This window comes from Planotetraspora thailandica (assembly GCF_016863335.1).
In the GTDB taxonomy this organism is placed as follows: domain Bacteria; phylum Actinomycetota; class Actinomycetes; order Streptosporangiales; family Streptosporangiaceae; genus Planotetraspora; species Planotetraspora thailandica.
Window position 1 is genome coordinate 1 of sequence record NZ_BOOR01000037.1, and the last position, 15,437, is coordinate 15,437.

The 15,437-nt window shown below is 68.6% G+C and carries 14 protein-coding genes, 1 tRNA gene and 1 pseudogene; 8 read left to right on the forward strand and 8 right to left on the reverse strand.

What is annotated here, in order from left to right; all coding sequences use genetic code 11:
- The first annotated feature begins 222 nt into the window (after positions 1 to 222).
- The 4 genes from Pth03_RS24075 to Pth03_RS24090 all read left to right on the forward strand — a co-directional run bounded on the left by Pth03_RS24075 (position 223) and on the right by Pth03_RS24090 (position 3,972).
- Positions 223 to 804 carry a CGNR zinc finger domain-containing protein gene (locus Pth03_RS24075; RefSeq protein WP_203946640.1) on the forward strand — a complete coding sequence of 194 codons (582 nt, stop codon included), beginning with the start codon at positions 223 to 225 and terminating at the stop codon, positions 802 to 804.
- Positions 801 to 1,355, forward strand: coding sequence for a GNAT family N-acetyltransferase (locus tag Pth03_RS24080; protein WP_203946641.1), 555 nt, complete (start codon positions 801 to 803; stop codon positions 1,353 to 1,355). Before Pth03_RS24075 ends, Pth03_RS24080 begins: the two co-directional genes overlap by 4 nt.
- Positions 1,356 to 1,575: 220 nt before the next feature.
- Complete coding sequence (locus Pth03_RS24085; protein ID WP_203946642.1) at positions 1,576 to 3,528, forward strand: cytochrome P450; 1,953 nt, start codon at positions 1,576 to 1,578, stop codon at positions 3,526 to 3,528.
- Positions 3,529 to 3,636: 108 nt separating this feature from the next.
- Positions 3,637 to 3,972 carry a DUF2834 domain-containing protein gene (locus Pth03_RS24090; RefSeq protein WP_203946643.1) on the forward strand — a complete coding sequence of 112 codons (336 nt, stop codon included), beginning with the start codon at positions 3,637 to 3,639 and terminating at the stop codon, positions 3,970 to 3,972.
- Positions 3,973 to 4,137: 165 nt separating this feature from the next.
- On the opposite strand, the gene Pth03_RS24095 is transcribed toward Pth03_RS24090, so the two are convergent.
- The 5 genes and pseudogenes from Pth03_RS24095 to Pth03_RS24115 all read right to left on the reverse strand — a co-directional run bounded on the left by Pth03_RS24095 (position 4,138) and on the right by Pth03_RS24115 (position 9,353).
- Entirely contained in the window at positions 4,138 to 4,296 is a 159-nt protein-coding gene (locus Pth03_RS24095) for a hypothetical protein (protein WP_203946644.1), read from the reverse strand.
- A 185-nt stretch (positions 4,297 to 4,481) separates the two neighbouring features.
- On the reverse strand, positions 4,482 to 6,539 hold the full coding sequence (locus Pth03_RS24100; RefSeq protein ID WP_203946645.1) for a phosphocholine-specific phospholipase C: 2,058 nt from the start codon (positions 6,537 to 6,539) through the stop codon (positions 4,482 to 4,484).
- Between the two features lie 730 nt (positions 6,540 to 7,269).
- A pseudogene (locus tag Pth03_RS42590) lies at positions 7,270 to 7,428 on the reverse strand (IS481 family transposase); the annotation flags it as partial.
- A gap of 75 nt (positions 7,429 to 7,503) precedes the next feature.
- The gene (locus tag Pth03_RS24110; RefSeq protein WP_203946647.1) at positions 7,504 to 8,712 is read right to left on the reverse strand and encodes a sensor histidine kinase; all 1,209 of its coding nucleotides are present in this window, start codon (positions 8,710 to 8,712) and stop codon (positions 7,504 to 7,506) included.
- On the reverse strand, positions 8,709 to 9,353 hold the full coding sequence (locus tag Pth03_RS24115; protein ID WP_203946648.1) for a response regulator transcription factor: 645 nt from the start codon (positions 9,351 to 9,353) through the stop codon (positions 8,709 to 8,711). The genes Pth03_RS24110 and Pth03_RS24115 overlap by 4 nt, the downstream gene beginning before the upstream one ends.
- Before the next feature lie 87 nt (positions 9,354 to 9,440).
- Here Pth03_RS24115 and Pth03_RS24120 point away from each other — a divergent pair, with 87 nt between their 5' ends.
- Genes Pth03_RS24120 through Pth03_RS24135 form a run of 4 tightly spaced genes read left to right on the forward strand, consistent with a single transcriptional unit; the run spans position 9,441 to position 12,857 of the window.
- Positions 9,441 to 9,968, forward strand: coding sequence for a hypothetical protein (locus Pth03_RS24120; RefSeq protein WP_203946649.1), 528 nt, complete (start codon positions 9,441 to 9,443; stop codon positions 9,966 to 9,968).
- On the forward strand, positions 9,965 to 11,017 hold the full coding sequence (locus Pth03_RS24125) for a peptidoglycan-binding protein (protein WP_203946650.1): 1,053 nt from the start codon (positions 9,965 to 9,967) through the stop codon (positions 11,015 to 11,017). Before Pth03_RS24120 ends, Pth03_RS24125 begins: the two co-directional genes overlap by 4 nt.
- Positions 11,014 to 11,667 carry an ABC transporter ATP-binding protein gene (locus Pth03_RS24130; RefSeq protein ID WP_203946651.1) on the forward strand — a complete coding sequence of 218 codons (654 nt, stop codon included), beginning with the start codon at positions 11,014 to 11,016 and terminating at the stop codon, positions 11,665 to 11,667. Before Pth03_RS24125 ends, Pth03_RS24130 begins: the two co-directional genes overlap by 4 nt.
- Positions 11,664 to 12,857, forward strand: coding sequence for an ABC transporter permease (locus tag Pth03_RS24135; protein ID WP_203946652.1), 1,194 nt, complete (start codon positions 11,664 to 11,666; stop codon positions 12,855 to 12,857). Before Pth03_RS24130 ends, Pth03_RS24135 begins: the two co-directional genes overlap by 4 nt.
- A gap of 71 nt (positions 12,858 to 12,928) precedes the next feature.
- On the opposite strand, the gene Pth03_RS24140 is transcribed toward Pth03_RS24135, so the two are convergent.
- From Pth03_RS24140 to Pth03_RS24150, 3 genes are all read right to left on the reverse strand, one after another.
- Positions 12,929 to 12,995, reverse strand: a tRNA-Phe gene (locus Pth03_RS24140).
- 224 nt (positions 12,996 to 13,219) lie between these two features.
- Positions 13,220 to 13,822, reverse strand: a complete 603-nt coding sequence (locus tag Pth03_RS24145) for a DUF305 domain-containing protein (RefSeq protein ID WP_203946653.1) — start codon at positions 13,820 to 13,822, stop codon at positions 13,220 to 13,222.
- Between the two features lie 226 nt (positions 13,823 to 14,048).
- Positions 14,049 to 15,038 carry a DUF1259 domain-containing protein gene (locus Pth03_RS24150; protein ID WP_203946654.1) on the reverse strand — a complete coding sequence of 330 codons (990 nt, stop codon included), beginning with the start codon at positions 15,036 to 15,038 and terminating at the stop codon, positions 14,049 to 14,051.
- Between the last annotated feature and the right edge of the window lie 399 nt (positions 15,039 to 15,437).

Sequence of the window (15,437 nt, forward strand, 5' to 3'; positions counted from 1 at the left end):
TAGCGGTTTTCAAGAACGCTACGCACCTCGCCCCCATACCTGCCCTGACCTAGGAAGCGACCTGAAGTGCGTGCCGCGTACCTCTGGTAGGGGACGTTGCCGTCAGTTCCACCCGCATATTGAATGCGCGCGATGGCATCGACCCGACCGTCATGAACCGCGAGGAACTCTCGTCGATCCAGCTATTGCTGACGGTATGCATGCGATACTACCGTCAGCAATATGGACGACCCGGACTTCCCGATCCTTGGCACGGAACCGGTCGCTGTGGAGTTCGCCAACACCCGCTACGGCATCGGGGACGACCGTGTCGAATTCCTGGGCACGGCCCGGTGGATCGAGCTGTGGTTCACACGTGTTTCCGCGCACCACGGACTCCCACCTCCGGGAGGGGCGATGGGCTCAGAGACCGCGCGGGTCCGCGCGCTGCGCGACGCGGTGCACCAGGTGCTTTCGGCGACCGTAGACGGACAGGTCCCCGAGCCGGGGGCCGTCGACACGGTCAACGCCGCCGCGGCCGCCGCGCCTACCCACCTGCGCCTGGACTGGACCGCCGGGACGCCCAGCGCGCACCGCCTCGACACCACCGGCGGCAGCGCCGCCGTACTCGGCCGTATCGCGACCTGTTGCATAGAGCTGGTGACCCGGCCGCACTCCAGCGTCCTGCGGCGGTGCGGCAGCCCCGACTGCTCGCTGCTGTTCGTAGGCAACCATCCGCGCCGGCGCTACTGCCACCCGTCCTGCGCGCACCGAGACCGTCAGGCCAGGTACTACCGCCGCCACCTCACAGGAGCGACCCCATGACCATCACCTGGCGCCGGCTCGACGAGCCCGACTTCCCCCTGTTGCGTCGCTGGTTGGAGCAGCCGCACGTCGCTCGATGGTGGAACCATGAGACCTCGGCCGAGGCGGTGCTGCGCGACTTCGGCCCCGCGGTCCGAGGCGAGGAGCCGTCGGAGGACTTCCTCGCCCTGCTCGACGGCCTGCCAATCGGGCTGGTGCAGCGCTGCCGGCTCGCCGACTATCCCGAATATCTCGACGACCTGTCCCCCGTCGTCGACGTACCCTCCGGTGCGATGAGCATCGACTACCTCATCGGTGACCAGGCGTGGACCGGGCGTGGCCTCGGCCCTCGCATCATCGCCTCGATGGTCGCGCGCACCTGGTCCGACTACCCTGATGCCACCTGCGTTCTGGTGCCGGTGGTGACGGCAAACCGGACGTCGTGGCGGGCGCTGGAGAAGGCGGGCTTGCGACGGGTCGGCGAAGGGGACATCACGCCCGACAACCCCATTGATGACCCGCTGCACTACGTGTACCGAGTGGACCGGCCCCAGCCGGAGCCGGTCCTCTGATAGTGCGGGACGTTGCCGTCAAAGGCAAACAAAAGCGCCCCGGGTCAACCGCAACGGCGTAGCCAGCCGCAAGAGCTGGACGCCGGGTGTGGTTTCCCGTTCCCCCGCTCCCGGCTTCCCTGTCCGGCCCCGCGCGCGGGTGCCGCAGGAGATGCCTAGCTCCTATGAATCTGTGAAACCGGTTTGACCTTGACGCGGCGTCAAGGTCTTAACTGTGGGCATGCGGATCGGAGAACTCGCCGCGCTGCTGGGGGTGTCGACCCGGACGGTGCGCTACTACCACCACCAGGGCGTTCTGCCTGAACCGTCCCGCCGTGCCAACGGCTACCGCGAGTACGGCATGCGCGACGCCATCGCATTGGCGCGCGTCCGCCGTCTCGTCGATCTCGGGCTGAGTCTGGAGGAGGCGGGCGGCATCATCAGGGACGACCAGGCCAGGGATTTGCCCGAGATCCTGCGAGAGATCGATGCGGACCTTGCCCGGCGAGAGCAGGAGATCCAGGTCAAACGATCCCGCCTCGCCGATCTGCTCAGGCAGGCCGAGGTCGGGGCGCTGGGTCCGGACGACACTGCTTCGCCCGAACTGGTGGCCTTCCTCCGCGAGGTCGACATCGCATCGTCGAAGTCAGCGGCGTGGGATCGTGACCTGCTGGTGCTGATGGACAGTATGGCGCCGCCGCCTGACCGGGAACGCTCCTCCGCCAGGTACGCCGCACTGGCCGACGATCCTGAGGTGGCGGCCCGCGGCCAGGACTTCTATCGCAGACTCGACGAACTGGCCGAGGCCAAGCCGGATGACTCCCGCATAACGCCCCTGGCCACAGCACTCGCCGAGTACACCGCTGAACACATGTTGACCGGTCCCGCAACGGATCCGCCGGAGTGGAGCGTGGAGGTGGTCGAACCGTACCTTGACGAGCTCGCCCCCGCCCAAGCCGAGGTTGTGCGACAAGTGATCCGGCTCATCGCCGGGGGAAAGGTGCCCGCCATGACGACCACGACGCCGACCCTGCCGTTCGACCGGCCCGACCCCATGGAGCCGCCACCGGCCTACGCGTTGCTGCGCGACAGGACGCCCGTCGCCCGGGTGCTCACCCCGGACGGGCAACCTGCCTGGCTGGTCACCTCCTACGACGCCGTCGCAGCGGTCCTGTCCGACCGCCGGTTCGGGCTGGCGCCGCCCGGCTCCGATTTCCCCGGCAACGACACGTTGTTCCAGGACGGCGAAGCCCACGCCCGGCTCCGTCGCCTGGTGTCGAAGGCCTTCAGCCCTCGCAGTCTTGCCGCACTGCGTCCGCGCATCGAGCAGCTGGCCACCGGACATGTGTCGGCGTTCGCCGGTGCCGGCCCGCCCGCCGATCTTGTGGCGGAACTCGCCGCCCCGCTGTCGATCACGGTGATCAGCGAGCTGCTCGGCGTGGGGATCGACGAGCGCGAGCGATTCCGCGCCCTGGCTGACGCCGCGAGTGCCGCGGATTTCGTCTTCGGCGCGGAAGAGGACATGGCCGCGGCCGCACAGGCGTGGGACGCGCTCGGCGGTTACGCCGCCGGACTGGTCGCAGCCAAACGAAAGGAACCCGGCGACGACCTGCTCAGCAGCCTGATCGCGGTACGCGACACCGACGACGGGCGGCTCAGCGACCACGAGCTCATCGCCATGACCACCACGATCGTCTCCGCAGGCTACCTCTCGGCCACGAACGCCATCTCCGTCGGCACGATCCGGCTCCTTACCGAAGGGAGGCTCCCCACGCTGGCCACCGCTGACTCCGAGCAGGCCGACGCGACCGTGGCGGAAGTCCTGCGCATGCAGGCCGGACTGACCGGCGAACCGTTTCCCCGCTATGCCCACGAAGATCTCGAGCTGGCCGGCGTCCCAATCAGCGCCGGCGACCTGGTCCTCGTCCGGCTCGAAGCCGCCAACCGAGACCCCGGGCATTTCCCCGAACCCGACCGGTTCCTACCCGGACGGGAGTCCAGCCCGCCCTTGGTGTTCGGTCACGGGCTCCACTATTGCCTGGGCGCACCGTTGGCCCGCCTGGAGGTCGGCGCCGCACTCAGCGCGCTCGCCCGTCAACTGCCCGACCTTCAGCTTCGGGAGCCGGTCGACCACATCGAATGGACCCGCAACGCGGTCGACATCGGACCCGTAGCGCTCCGCGTCACCTGGTGAATGCTCGCGACGAACCTACGCCTGGAAACAACGCGGCGTAGGAACCGATGCAGGACGAAGAAGCAGCCAGACCCCGGATGCCCTCCTCGCCGCACGTCAGGAGACCCGATGAGTACCCCGCGACAACGCCTCTACCTGCTGCTGCTCGCCGTTGGCATCGTCGTGCCCTATCGCCACGCCATCGGCTGGCTCGGAGAGCACGGGCTCGACCTGCCGCGCTTCGTCGACGACATGGTCGCCAACGATGTCGCCGCGTTCTTCGGCTGGGACGTCGTCATCGCGGTGGTGGTGCTGCTCTCCGCGGCCGTCGCCGACCGCGCCCTGCGCGTCCGCGATCGCGTGTGGGTCGTCATCGGTTCGCTCGCCGGCGCCTCGGTCGGGCTCCCGCTCTACCTGTGGCTGCGGGAACGCCGGCGGCGGCCCGCGGAAGGCGCGCGCCTCTAGGTTCTGTCTCGCGGATCATGACGAAACCAACAGCAGCAGCGACTCTCTCGACCTTGTGATCAAGACAGTCGGCCCGTCGCAGAAGACTCAGAGCGAACGGTCCCGCTGCCTTCGATCTGCGTGAAAGCGCTGCGGGAGCATCGGCGTCGGCACTCTGCCGAACGCTCAGACCGCTGTCCTGGCTGCGAGCAGGAGATCCACGGCCGCGTGCGCGTTCAAGACGCCGTACACCGTCTTCTGGTGCGGCCACGCGGCCGAGATGCTGCCCGACTGGATGCTGTCGTTCAGGACCGTCCAGGTGGCGCGGGCCCGCCGCCGCGCCAAGGCCGCGGGTAGCCCGGCCGTGGTGGAGGAACCTGTGCCCGCCCCGGATGCCGTCCGCGGCGATCACCCCTGCAACGGGACGCCGAACGCTCCCGAGCGACGCCGGGAGCGTTCGAGCGTGCGGAAGTGCGGTCAGGAGAGCTGTTCCCGGCTTGTCCCTCTCCTGGCCGCGGATCCGTGGCGGGTCAGCCGGTGATGATGGCGGGGTCGCTGGTGCTGGCACGCCCTGTCTCGATGTGGCCGCACAGGCGGCGCAGGAAGGCGTCGTCCTGGTCGGACGTCACCGAGATGTCGTACCAGTTGTTGGCGTGGTGCGTGTTCACCGAGGTGATGAACTCCTTGCCCGGCTTGAGCACGTGGGTCTTCGGGCGGTGCTCGTCGTAGGCGTCGGCGACGGTGAGCCGCACCGTGGAGTTGCCCTGGTTGGTCACCACTAGCTTCACGTTGCCACTCTTGCCTTCGGGCCGCGTGCTCACCTCGAGGTCCGTGCTGTCGGCGCCGCCCTTGAACTGCCGCAGGAAACCGTTGGGCCCGTGCACGGTGAAGTCGTAGGCCGTCTGGCCGGAGGCGGCGAGGGCGAGCTGACCGGTCAGGTTCTGCCCGGCGCCGACGGTGTAGGCCCACGGCCCGGCCGGGTTGGAGCTCGACGTGACGTGGAACCAGGCACCCGTCTCGCCGTCGTTGGTGAACGTGAGTGACAGCTGGTCCTTGGTGACCGCGGCGTCCACGGCCAGGTCGTACGGGAGAGGCCGCGCGGAACGCAGGCCGCCCTCCTGCTTGGGCAGCACCGGGTTGGCCGGCACGACGGGCACGTAGTTGGGGTGGCGCTTGTTGTCCGGCGGCAGGTAGCCCGCGGTGTCGGGCAGGGCAGGGACCGCGCCGTCGGTACGGGCGAAGTCGAAGGCCGAGGTCAGGTCGCCGCAGACGGAGCGCCGCCAGGGCGAGATGTTCGGCTCGTGCACGCCGAAGCGGCGTTCCATGAACCGGATGATGGAGGTGTGGTCGAAGACCTCGGAGCAGACCCAGCCGCCCCTGCTCCACGGGGAGATCACCAGCATCGGGACGCGCTGGCCGAGCCCGTACGGACCGGCGGCGATCGAGGAGGAACCCGCGTAGATCTCTCCGGTGGTGTCCACCGTGGAGCCTCCCTCCGCGGCGGAGGACGCCGGGTAGGGCGGCACGACGTGGTCGAAGAAGCCGTCGTTCTCGTCGTAGGTGATGAACAGCGCGGTCTTGCTCCACACGTCCGGGTTGGCGGTTAGCGCGTTCAGGACCTGGGAGATGTACCAGGCGCCGTAGTTGGCCGGCCAGTTGGGGTGCTCGGTGAACGCCTCAGGCGCGACGATCCACGAGATCTGGGGCAGCTTGTCGGCCTTCACGTCGGCCGCGAGGATGTCGAAGAAGCCCTGGCCCTGCTTGGCGTTCGTACCGGTCCGGGCCTTGTCGTACAGCGGGTTGCCTGGCTGGGCGTTGCGGTACTGGTTGAAGTACAGCAGCGAGTTGTCGCCGTAGTTGCCACGGTAGGCGTCGTTGATCCAGCCCCACGAGCCGGCGGCGTTGAGGCCGTCGCCGACGTCCTGATAGATCTTCCAGGAGATCCCGGCCTCTTCCAGCCGCTCCGGGTAGGTCTTCCAGGAGTAGCCCTTCTCGTCGTTGCCGAGGACCGGTCCGCCGCCGACGCCGTCGTTGCCGGTGTAGCCCGTCCACATGTAGTAGCGGTTCGGGTCGGTCGAGCCCATGAACGAGCAGTGGTAGGCGTCGCAGATCGTGAACGCGTCGGCCAGCGCGTGGTGGAACGGGATGTCCTCGCGGGTGAGGTACGCCATCGAGGTGGAGCCCTTGGCGGGAATCCAGCCGTCGTACTTGCCGTGGTTCCAGGCGGCGTGGGTGTCCTTCCAGCCGTGCGGGAGGTCCTGGATGAACTGCAGGCCGAGGTCGTCGGCGTCGGGCCGGAATGGCAGGATGTCCCGGCTGCCGTTCGACTGGTACCAGACCGGCTTGCCGCTGGGCAACGTGACGGAACGCGGGTCGCCGAACCCTCGTACCCCGCTCAGGGTGCCGAAATAGTGGTCGAACGAGCGGTTCTCCTGCATGAGAACCACGATGTGCTCAACGTCCTGGATGCTCCTGGTCCGGTGGTTGGCCGGGAGCGCCGCCGCCTGGGCGATGCTCGTGGAGAGAGCCGATATGGCGGCGGTGCCGCCGGCCAACTGGAGGAACCTTCTACGGTTGACGTGCGTCATGAGGACCTGTCTTCGGTATGTAGATCAAGCAAAACCGCGACAGTATGTTCGGATGATCAAGAACATGCCGTCCCCTTCTTTCGGAATTCAGGGCAAAACCCGCGTTAACGATCAAATGGTCAGGACTCAGCTATGCAAGTTGAGATCGGGCGCGGCGGCCGGTCCCGCCTCCTGGACGTTTGCCTGACTTGTCCGGACTTCCGGTCTGCGGTCAGCTGGGTGCGACCGCCTCGGCTTCGGCACGCTGTGGATCGGCCGACGGCAGTGGAAGCGCTGGCTCGCCGGCGACCTCCGCACGGCGCCGTACCCGACCGCTTGTGCAGTGTTGGAGAGCATGTTCGGGCGGCGAGTCGAGGAGTTGTTCGCAATTGCCCCGTCCACAGGTGACGGTCCACGCCTCGCGCCCGTCGAAAGCCCCATTGGGATGTACGGGATGACGATGTCCGCGGCCGACCAGTCGAGGGAGGCCGCCGAGGAGGCCGAGAGGAGCTAGGCCAAGCGACGATGGAGCAGCTCCACGACGACGTCGTCCACTTGGCTCGCACATACCTGCAGCGTTCGCCCGCGCCCCACCGAGCCCGCCGGCTTACAACATGTGGGCCAAGGCCCCTCAAGACGATCAGCTAGCTCAACGTGCAACCGACCTGGCGGAGACCACACACCTTCTCGGCGAGAAGCTCAGCGAAACCATACGGCGCAAGGTCCTGGCAGGACGACCCGTCACGCCTTCCAGCATCCGGTAGAACTCCTCGGCGTCGATGCGGTGTGAGCGTTCGACCTTGCCGTTGAGACGCGGCGTCCGCGGCTTGATGTAGGTGTGGGCGATGCCCTTGTCCAGGACGTGCCAGTGGAAGGCGGTCTGGAATTCTGCGCCGTTGTCGGTCTGGATGACCTGCACCTGGAAGGGCAGGCGTTGCAGGACGTAGTCGAGGAACGGTCGATCCACCTGCCGGGATCGCCCCAATCAAGGGGCGTGATCTGACGACTGCTCGCGCGGTGCAGGCCCGGCCGCTGGAACCGTCAGAGTGACGCTCAGGCCCCCTTCCGGGCGGGGAGCGGCGGTGACCGTGCCGTCGTGCACGGCCGCGATCGACGAGACGATCGCCAGCCCCAGCCCGAACCCGTCCGACACGGTGCGATCGTGCAGGCGCTGGAAGGGCTCGAACAGGGCGCCGACCCGGTCCGCGGGGACATCCGGCCCGGTGTTCCCCACTGAGAGCGTGACATGCCCGTTCCTGGCGGAGGTGGTGAGCCAGATCTCGCCGTCGGGCAGGTTGTATCGGATGGCGTTGTCGACCAGGTTGGCGACGAGCCGTTCCAGCAGCACGGGGTCGCCCCACGTCACCACCGGCTCCAGTGTCGTGTGCAGCTTGCGCTCTCCGAGCCGGGCCTCGTCGAGGACGTCCTCGGCCACGGTGGCCAGGTCGACCTTCTCCCGGACGGTCAGCCCGCGCTCGTTGCGGGCCAGGGTGAGCAGGGCTTCGACGACCGCCTCGGCCTGGCCGACCGCGACCCGGACGTCCCGGCCCATGCCGAGCAGCTCCTCCTCCGTGGGCGCCCGCTTGCCCAACACGACGTCGACCGTGGCGCGCATGAGCGTCAGCGGCGTGCGGAGCTCGTGGCTGGCGTTGGCGATGAACCGCCGCTGGCTCTCGAACGCGGCCTCCAGGCGGCCCAGCATGTCGTCGAAGGTGTCCGCCAGCTCGTGCAGCTCGTCACGGGGGCCGGTGAGCGACACTCGGGCCGACAGGTTGTGCTCGGACGCGGCACGCGCGGCCGCGGTGATGCGGTGGACCGGGCGCAGCACCCGCCCCGCGACGATCCACCCGGCGAGCGCGGCGAGGAGGGTGACCACCACGAGGGTGATCAGCGAGTACCGCAGCAGGTCTGACAGGGTCGCCTCGCGCTGGCCCGCCGCGCCGGCCACGAGGCCTTCCAGGTAGGTCAGATCGCACTTGAGCCGAAGCTCGCGGTCGGCGTCCACGCGGAGGGCCTGCCTGCAGTGCGCGAGGAACTGCTCGGCATTGTCCGTCTGGCGCGTCGCACCTTGGATCTCGGAAAGCCCAGCCACGAGGAAGTAGGTGATGGCGATGACGATCGCCCCGCATGCCGCGAACAGGCCAGTGTAGAGCAGCGTCAGGCGGACCCGGATGGTGAGGCGCGGCCGGGTCACAGCCGGTACCCCCGTCCGACGACGGTCTCGATCACCGGTGGCGGGCCGAGTTTGCGGCGTAACCGGGTCATCGTGACCGAGACGATGTTGCTGAACGGATCAGCGTTGGCGTCCCATACGTGCTCCAGCAGCTCCTCGGTGCTGACCACGCCGCCGTCGGCGGCCATGAGCATCTCCAGGATCCCGAACTCCTTACGGGTGAGCGACAACGCGTGGGTGCCGCGGCTGGCACGGTGGCGGGCCCGGTCCACGACCAGGTCGCCGCGGCGCACGATCGGCGGCGCGGACGGTGCACGGCGGCCGAGCGCGCGCACCCGGGCGACCAACTCGTGGAACGCGAACGGCTTGCCCAGGTAGTCGTCGGCGCCCAGCTCCAGCCCGTCGACCCGGTCGTCAACCCCGGCCGCCGCGGTGAGCATCAGGATGCGGGCGGCGACGCCGGCCAGCGATCGGCACACCTGGTCGCCGTGGACCTCGGGCAGGTCCCGGTCGAGCACGATCACGTCGTACGCCGTGGCGGCCGCCTCGACCATGGCGGCCGCTCCGTCGGTGACCACGTCTGCCGCCATCCCGGCGTCGCGGAGCCCTTCGGCGATCCGATGGGCCAGCGTGACGTGATCCTCGACCACCAGGACTCGCATGAGGTCATTCTGCGTCGCTGGGCATGACATCGGTACGACATCGGACGTAGCGGTGCTGTCACCGGCCGGGGCGTAGACCTCGACGGCATGAGACCAATTCTCGTGATCCCCGTCCTGCTGTGCGGATTAGCGCTGTCCGCCGCCTGCTCCACATCCCCCAAGGGCCCCGGCATCGCCTCGGCCAACCGCGGCACCGCAAGCGCGCGCCCGTCCGCATCCCCGACCAGTGATCCGGCCGCCTTCGTGAGGTGCATGCGGGAGCACGGCCAGGCCATGCCGGATCTCGGCCCGAACGAACCTCTCCGGCTCATCCCGCCGCGCGGCGAGCTGGAACGCGCGTGGCGAACCGCCCTACAGGCGTGCCAGCGCTTCCTCCCGGAGGGGGAACGGCTGGCCGGCCCCCCGCCGGAGCAACTGGAGCAGCTCCGGGCCTTCGCCGTGTGCATGCGCGCCCACGACATCGAGATGACCGATCCCGCCGCAGTTGACGGAAACATGGTGATCAAGGGCCGATTCGCGAACGTCACCCGGGCGCAGCTCGAAAGCGACCCGGTCTACAAGGCGGCCATCGCGGCCTGCAAGGACAAGCTGCCCCAGGAACAGGAGCGTAAGTGAACCGGCCGGCCCGGACGGCGCTGGTCGGCGGGTCGGCTCTGCTGGCGGTCGCGGTGGTGACGGCTGCCGCGATCGGCTTCGGCGGGAAGAGCCCGGCGACCTCGTCGAGCACCACCCGGGCACTTCCCGCCACTGCTCCGGTCACCCGGACCACCTTGACCCGGAGCCAGCAGGTGAACGGGGTGCTGGGCTATGGGGCGTCGGTGACCATCGCCGGACGCGGCTCCGGCACTCTCACTTGGCTACCGCGCCTCGGCACCACGATCAAACGCGGCCAGTCGGTCTACCGGGCGGACGACGACCCGGTGCCACTGTTTTACGGCAGGCTTCCGCTCTACCGGCAGCTGCGCATCGGGGACACCGGCAGGGACGTCGAGGAGGTGGAGCGCAACCTGGCCGCCCTCGGCAACCCGGGTCTGACCGTGGACCGCCGGTACACCTGGGCCACGGCGGTCGCCGTACGCCGGTGGCAGAAGGATCTCGGGCTGACCCAGACAGGGGTGTTCGACCCGGCGTCCGTGGTGATCGCGCCCGGCGCGATACGGGTGGCGTCACTCACTGGGCGCCTCGGCGAACCCGGGAGCGGGCCGATCCTCGCCTACACCGGCACCACGAAGGTGGTCGGCATCGCCTTGGACGTGGCGCTGCAAACCCTGGCCAGGCGGGGGCTGCCCGCGACGGTCGAGCTCCCGGACGGCAAGACCGTCAAGGGCAGGATCGCCACGGTGGGTACCGTGGCCACCCCCGGGCAGGATGAGCAGCACCCCGCGACGATCGACGTGACCGTGGCCCTCCGGGACCAGTCGAAGATCGGCCGGCTGGACCGGGCCCCGGTCGTCGTCAGCCTTCTGTCGGACAGTGTGCACGATGTGCTCACGGTCCCCGTCGCGGCGCTGGCCGTGCTCGCCGAAGGCGGGTACGGCCTGCAGGTGGTGACCGGCTCCACCAGCCGGTACGTGCCCGTGAGCCTGGGCATCTTCGGCAACGGCCGGGTGGAAGTCAGCGGTGACGGCATCACCGAGGGCACCCGCGTGGGGGTGCCCGAATGATCGTCCTCAGTGGAGTGGGCAAGACCTACCCGGGCGGCTTCCAGGCGCTGCGCGACGTCTCGCTGACGATCGACGCCGGCGAGCTGGTCGGCGTCGTCGGTCCGTCCGGGTCTGGCAAGTCGACGATGCTCCATCTCATCGGGGCGCTGGACCTGCCGACCAACGGGACGGTGACGATCGCCGGAACCGACGTGTCCCGGCTGCCGGACCGGAGGCTCTCGGCGCTGCGGGGGCGCACCGTCGGCTTCGTGTTTCAGCAGTTCCACCTCGCGGCGGGCGTGCCGGCGGTGGACAACGTGGCCGACGGCCTGCTCTACGCCGGCGTCCGGCTGCGCGAGCGACGCCGCCGGGCGACCGCCACCCTGGAGCGGCTGGGACTGGGCGACCGGCTGGACCACCGCCCGCACGAGCTTTCCGGCGGAGAGAAACAACGGGTGGCCATCGCCCGCGCGGTGGTGGGCGATCCGCCCGTGCTGCTCGCCGACGAGCCGACCGGCAACCTCGACTCCACCTCGGGCGCGGAGGTGATGCGGCTGCTGCGGGACCTGCACTCCACCGGCACCACCGTCGTGGTGATCACCCATGACCGGGACATCGCGGCCGGGCTGCACCGGCTGGTGCACGTACGTGACGGGCAGGTGGTCGCATGACCGCGCCGTCGCGTCTTTCGCCGGCGGACGCCTTCCGGGTCGGCGCAGCCGGTCTGCGCGCCCGGCCACTGCGGGTGTTCCTGTCCGCGCTCGGCATCGCGATCGGCATCGCCGCGATGGTGTGCGTGGTCGGCATCGCGAGCTCCAGCCGGGAGAGCCTCAACCGGCAGCTCGCCGCGCTCGGCACGAACCTGCTGCGGGTGTCCCCCGGGCACACCCTCCAGGGCGATCAGTCGCACCTGCCGGAGGAGTCGGTGGCAATGATAGGCCGGATCGGCCCGGTCACCTCGGTGACGGCCACGGCGACGCTGGCCACCGCCAATGTGTACCGGAGTGACCGTGTCCCGCCGGGCGAGACGGGCAACCTGACGGTGATGGCCGCGCGGACCGACCTGCTCGGCACGGTGGGCGCGGGCGTGGCCAACGGAACGTGGCTCAACGCGGCCAACGCGCGGTACCCGGCCGTGGTGCTCGGGGCGTCGGCGGCCAAACGGCTCGGCGTCGTCAGAGCGACCCCGGACGTGAAGGTGTGGCTGGGCGGCCAGTGGTTCACCGTCGTCGGCGTCCTGCGCCCGGTCACCCTCGCGCCGGAACTGGACTTCGCCGCCCTGGTCGGCTGGCATGCGGCGAAGTCCACCCTGCGCTTCGACGGGTATCCGACCACCGTCTACACCCGTACGCGGGACGACGCCGTACTGGCGGTGAAGGCGGTCCTGGGCGCCACCGCCAACCCGGAGAACCCGAACGAGGTGGACGTCTCGCGGCCGTCGGACGCGCTCGCAGCCAAGCAGGCTACGGACACGGCCTTGACCGGGCTGCTGCTCGGCCTCGGCGCGGTGGCACTGCTGGTCGGCGGCGTGGGCGTGGCGAACACGATGGTCATCTCGGTGCTCGAACGGCGTGCGGAGATCGGCCTGCGCCGATCGCTCGGCGCCACCCGGGGACACATCAGAATCCAATTCCTCGCCGAGTCGCTCCTGCTGTCGGCGCTCGGCGGCCTCGGCGGAGCGCTGCTCGGGGTCGCAGTGACGGCGGCGTACGCGGCGTATCAGGGCTGGCCCGCGGTTGTGCCCGCGTGGGCCACCGTCGGCGGCGTGGTCGCCACGCTCGCGATCGGCGGCTGCGCCGGCCTCTACCCGGCCTGGCGGGCCGCCCACCTCTCCCCCACCGAGGCCCTTGCCACACCGTGACCCTCCGCCAGGGCAACACAAAGCGCCCCGGAGCGATCAAGCTTCGGGGCGTTTGGGCTGTTCAGGTGCTGTGGTCAGGGGCAGGGTCGAACTGCCGACCTTCCGCTTTTCAGGCGTAGCGTTCGCCCTGCTGACTACCCATGAGCTGGGGCTGGATAGTGCTCTACGGTGCCCAACATGTGCCTGCGGTGGCCGACGTTGCCGTCACTGTTGCCGTCACCTCTCACGGCTATCCAGTGGCAAGGCCCGACGAAGGAGGGCCTCGGCAGCGATCGCCCAGCCCTGTGCGACAGCAGCGAAGTGGGCGATCGTCACGGCCTCACCCCACCGGGTGGGACCTCTCCTCGATACCCGTCGGATGCCTATTGCAGGAGGTCCTTCATTGTCGTGATCTCCGCCGACTGACTGGAGATAATCGAACCAGCCAACTGCTTGGCCGGTTCATAGGCGCCGTGGCGCTGCTCATCCTCGGCCATGGAGACGGCGCCCTCGTGATGATGGATCATCATTTCCAGGAACGCCTTGTCGAAGGCAGCACCCGAGAGCCCTTCCAGCTTCTTCATGGCTTGCTCGGACATCATGCCGGGTACGCCGTGGTCCATCGTCATGGCTCCCCGGCTGGGCACCTGCACGCCCCAGCTCCTTAGCCAGCCGCTCATCGTCTGGATCTCCGGGGCCTGCGCCGCTTCGATCCGCTGGGCCAGATCCTTGACCTCGGGGCGTGAGGCCTGTGCCTCAGCCAGTTTGGCCATCTCCACCGCCTGGCGGTGGTGCGGGATCATCATCTGACTGAACTTGACGTCGGCATCGTTGTGATCCGCCGCGGGGCTCATGGCTGCGGCCGACAACATGGCCGGCATCGTCGACGTCGACATGCTGCGGAGAGTGGTGTCCGTGGTCCCGCATGCCGAGTTCAGCAGCCCGGTCGCAGCCAGCGCAACTGAGGGAACGACAAGGCGTTTCATGAGGAAACCTCCGTGCTTGTGATCCGCTGTCAGCGGCAGCGGTCCCGGCGTCTCACGTGTACGTCGATTGGAAGCCCAGAGCGTGGCAGCCCCTGAGACCCTGCCGAATGCGAGCAGAACCGAGAAGAAATAGCGACACGTCGCGTGGAACGTCGATGAGGCGCAGCAGACACCTGCGTGCGGACGACGATCCGCTCTATGCGTCCACGATCGGCCATACGAGGCCTCACGCTGCCGGGGTGGCGGCTTGTTCGGCGACGGCTTTGTGCAGGGTCCCGGCGAGCTTGACAGCGTCTTCGTTGGCCCAGAAGTGCATGTAGAACAGGCGGGGCTGTTCGCGCAGGGTGTGGTTGTGGATCTCAACGATGTCGATGCCGCCACCACGCAGGGCTTTGATGATGCGTTGAATCTCGTCGGCGGTCATGACGAAGTCCCCGTTGATCGCGGCTTTGCCTCCTCCGGTGGGCTGGAAGTTGAGCGCGGTGGTCACTCCCATGCCTGGAGGGACGAGGCGACCGTGCTCGGTGACTGGCCCCGTGCGTTTGAAGGTGAACTTGTAGATGCCGCCGTCGTTGGTGCCCTTGGTTCCCATGGCGCGGTCAATGGCGGCGGTGTCGATGTCCAGGGCCGGCGCCGGACTCGAGGGTGCCGGCGGAGCAGTCGGGGTAGCGGTGGCGTCCAAGGCGGCGCGGACCGATTGGGCGATGGCCGTGTCGTCGCGACCCATCGCGTGGATGTGAGTCCACCACACCTCCGGCTGGTGAGACAGCAGGTGCTTGTGGACGGCGGTCTGCTCGATGCCGTGGCGTTGCAGGACATCGGTGACCTTCTGCAGCTCTGGTTCGGTGACCACCAGATCGCCCATCATCAAGACGTTGCCGTCCGGATAGCGAGTGAAGGCGGCATAACCACCCAGAGCAAGACCAGGCTTGATGTGCACCCCGTATGAGGTGACCTTCAGATCCGAGCGCGGCAGCGAGACGCGATAGACCCTCTTATCCGACGACAACTTCCCGGGCCGTCCCAGGGCACGCGCTACCCCCTCCCATCCCGCCTCATCGTCTGCCGGAGATGGGTCGACGCTGGGATCGCCGCCATCCCGGGCGTGGGCGATGGTGTAGGAGATGCGCGCATCGCGTCCGGTGAGGGCACATCCGGCGCCCAACGCCGCAACCACAGTCAGCGACACCAAGGTCTGCACCTTCACCGTGATCACGCTCCAATCACGTCAGAGCCAGATCGCTACCTGTTGTACCCAAACCGACGCAAAGGGCAACTGTGGGCATACAGCCGAAATAGGTACACGATGGGACAGAGAGTGGCCCAGACCTCAAGGGACACGGAGCAATGAGGAAGAGCGACCCATCTCATCGATGGGGGCAGGCCTATCGCCTGCTGATCCCCGACCGACGTTCGGGGATTGCGGCACTGCGCTGCGGTGCCGAGTGGCGGCGTTTCGGTGCCCGGCTCGGTGCACATCCTGTCCTTACCAGTCATCAGCACAGGTATTCGATGACACACGGGCCCGGACGGCACGGCCAGTAGCCCCGGCACTCCCCCATCGGCCACGACTCGTGTGTGAGCCCGGCAATGTGCCATGCGATCACGGGGGCAC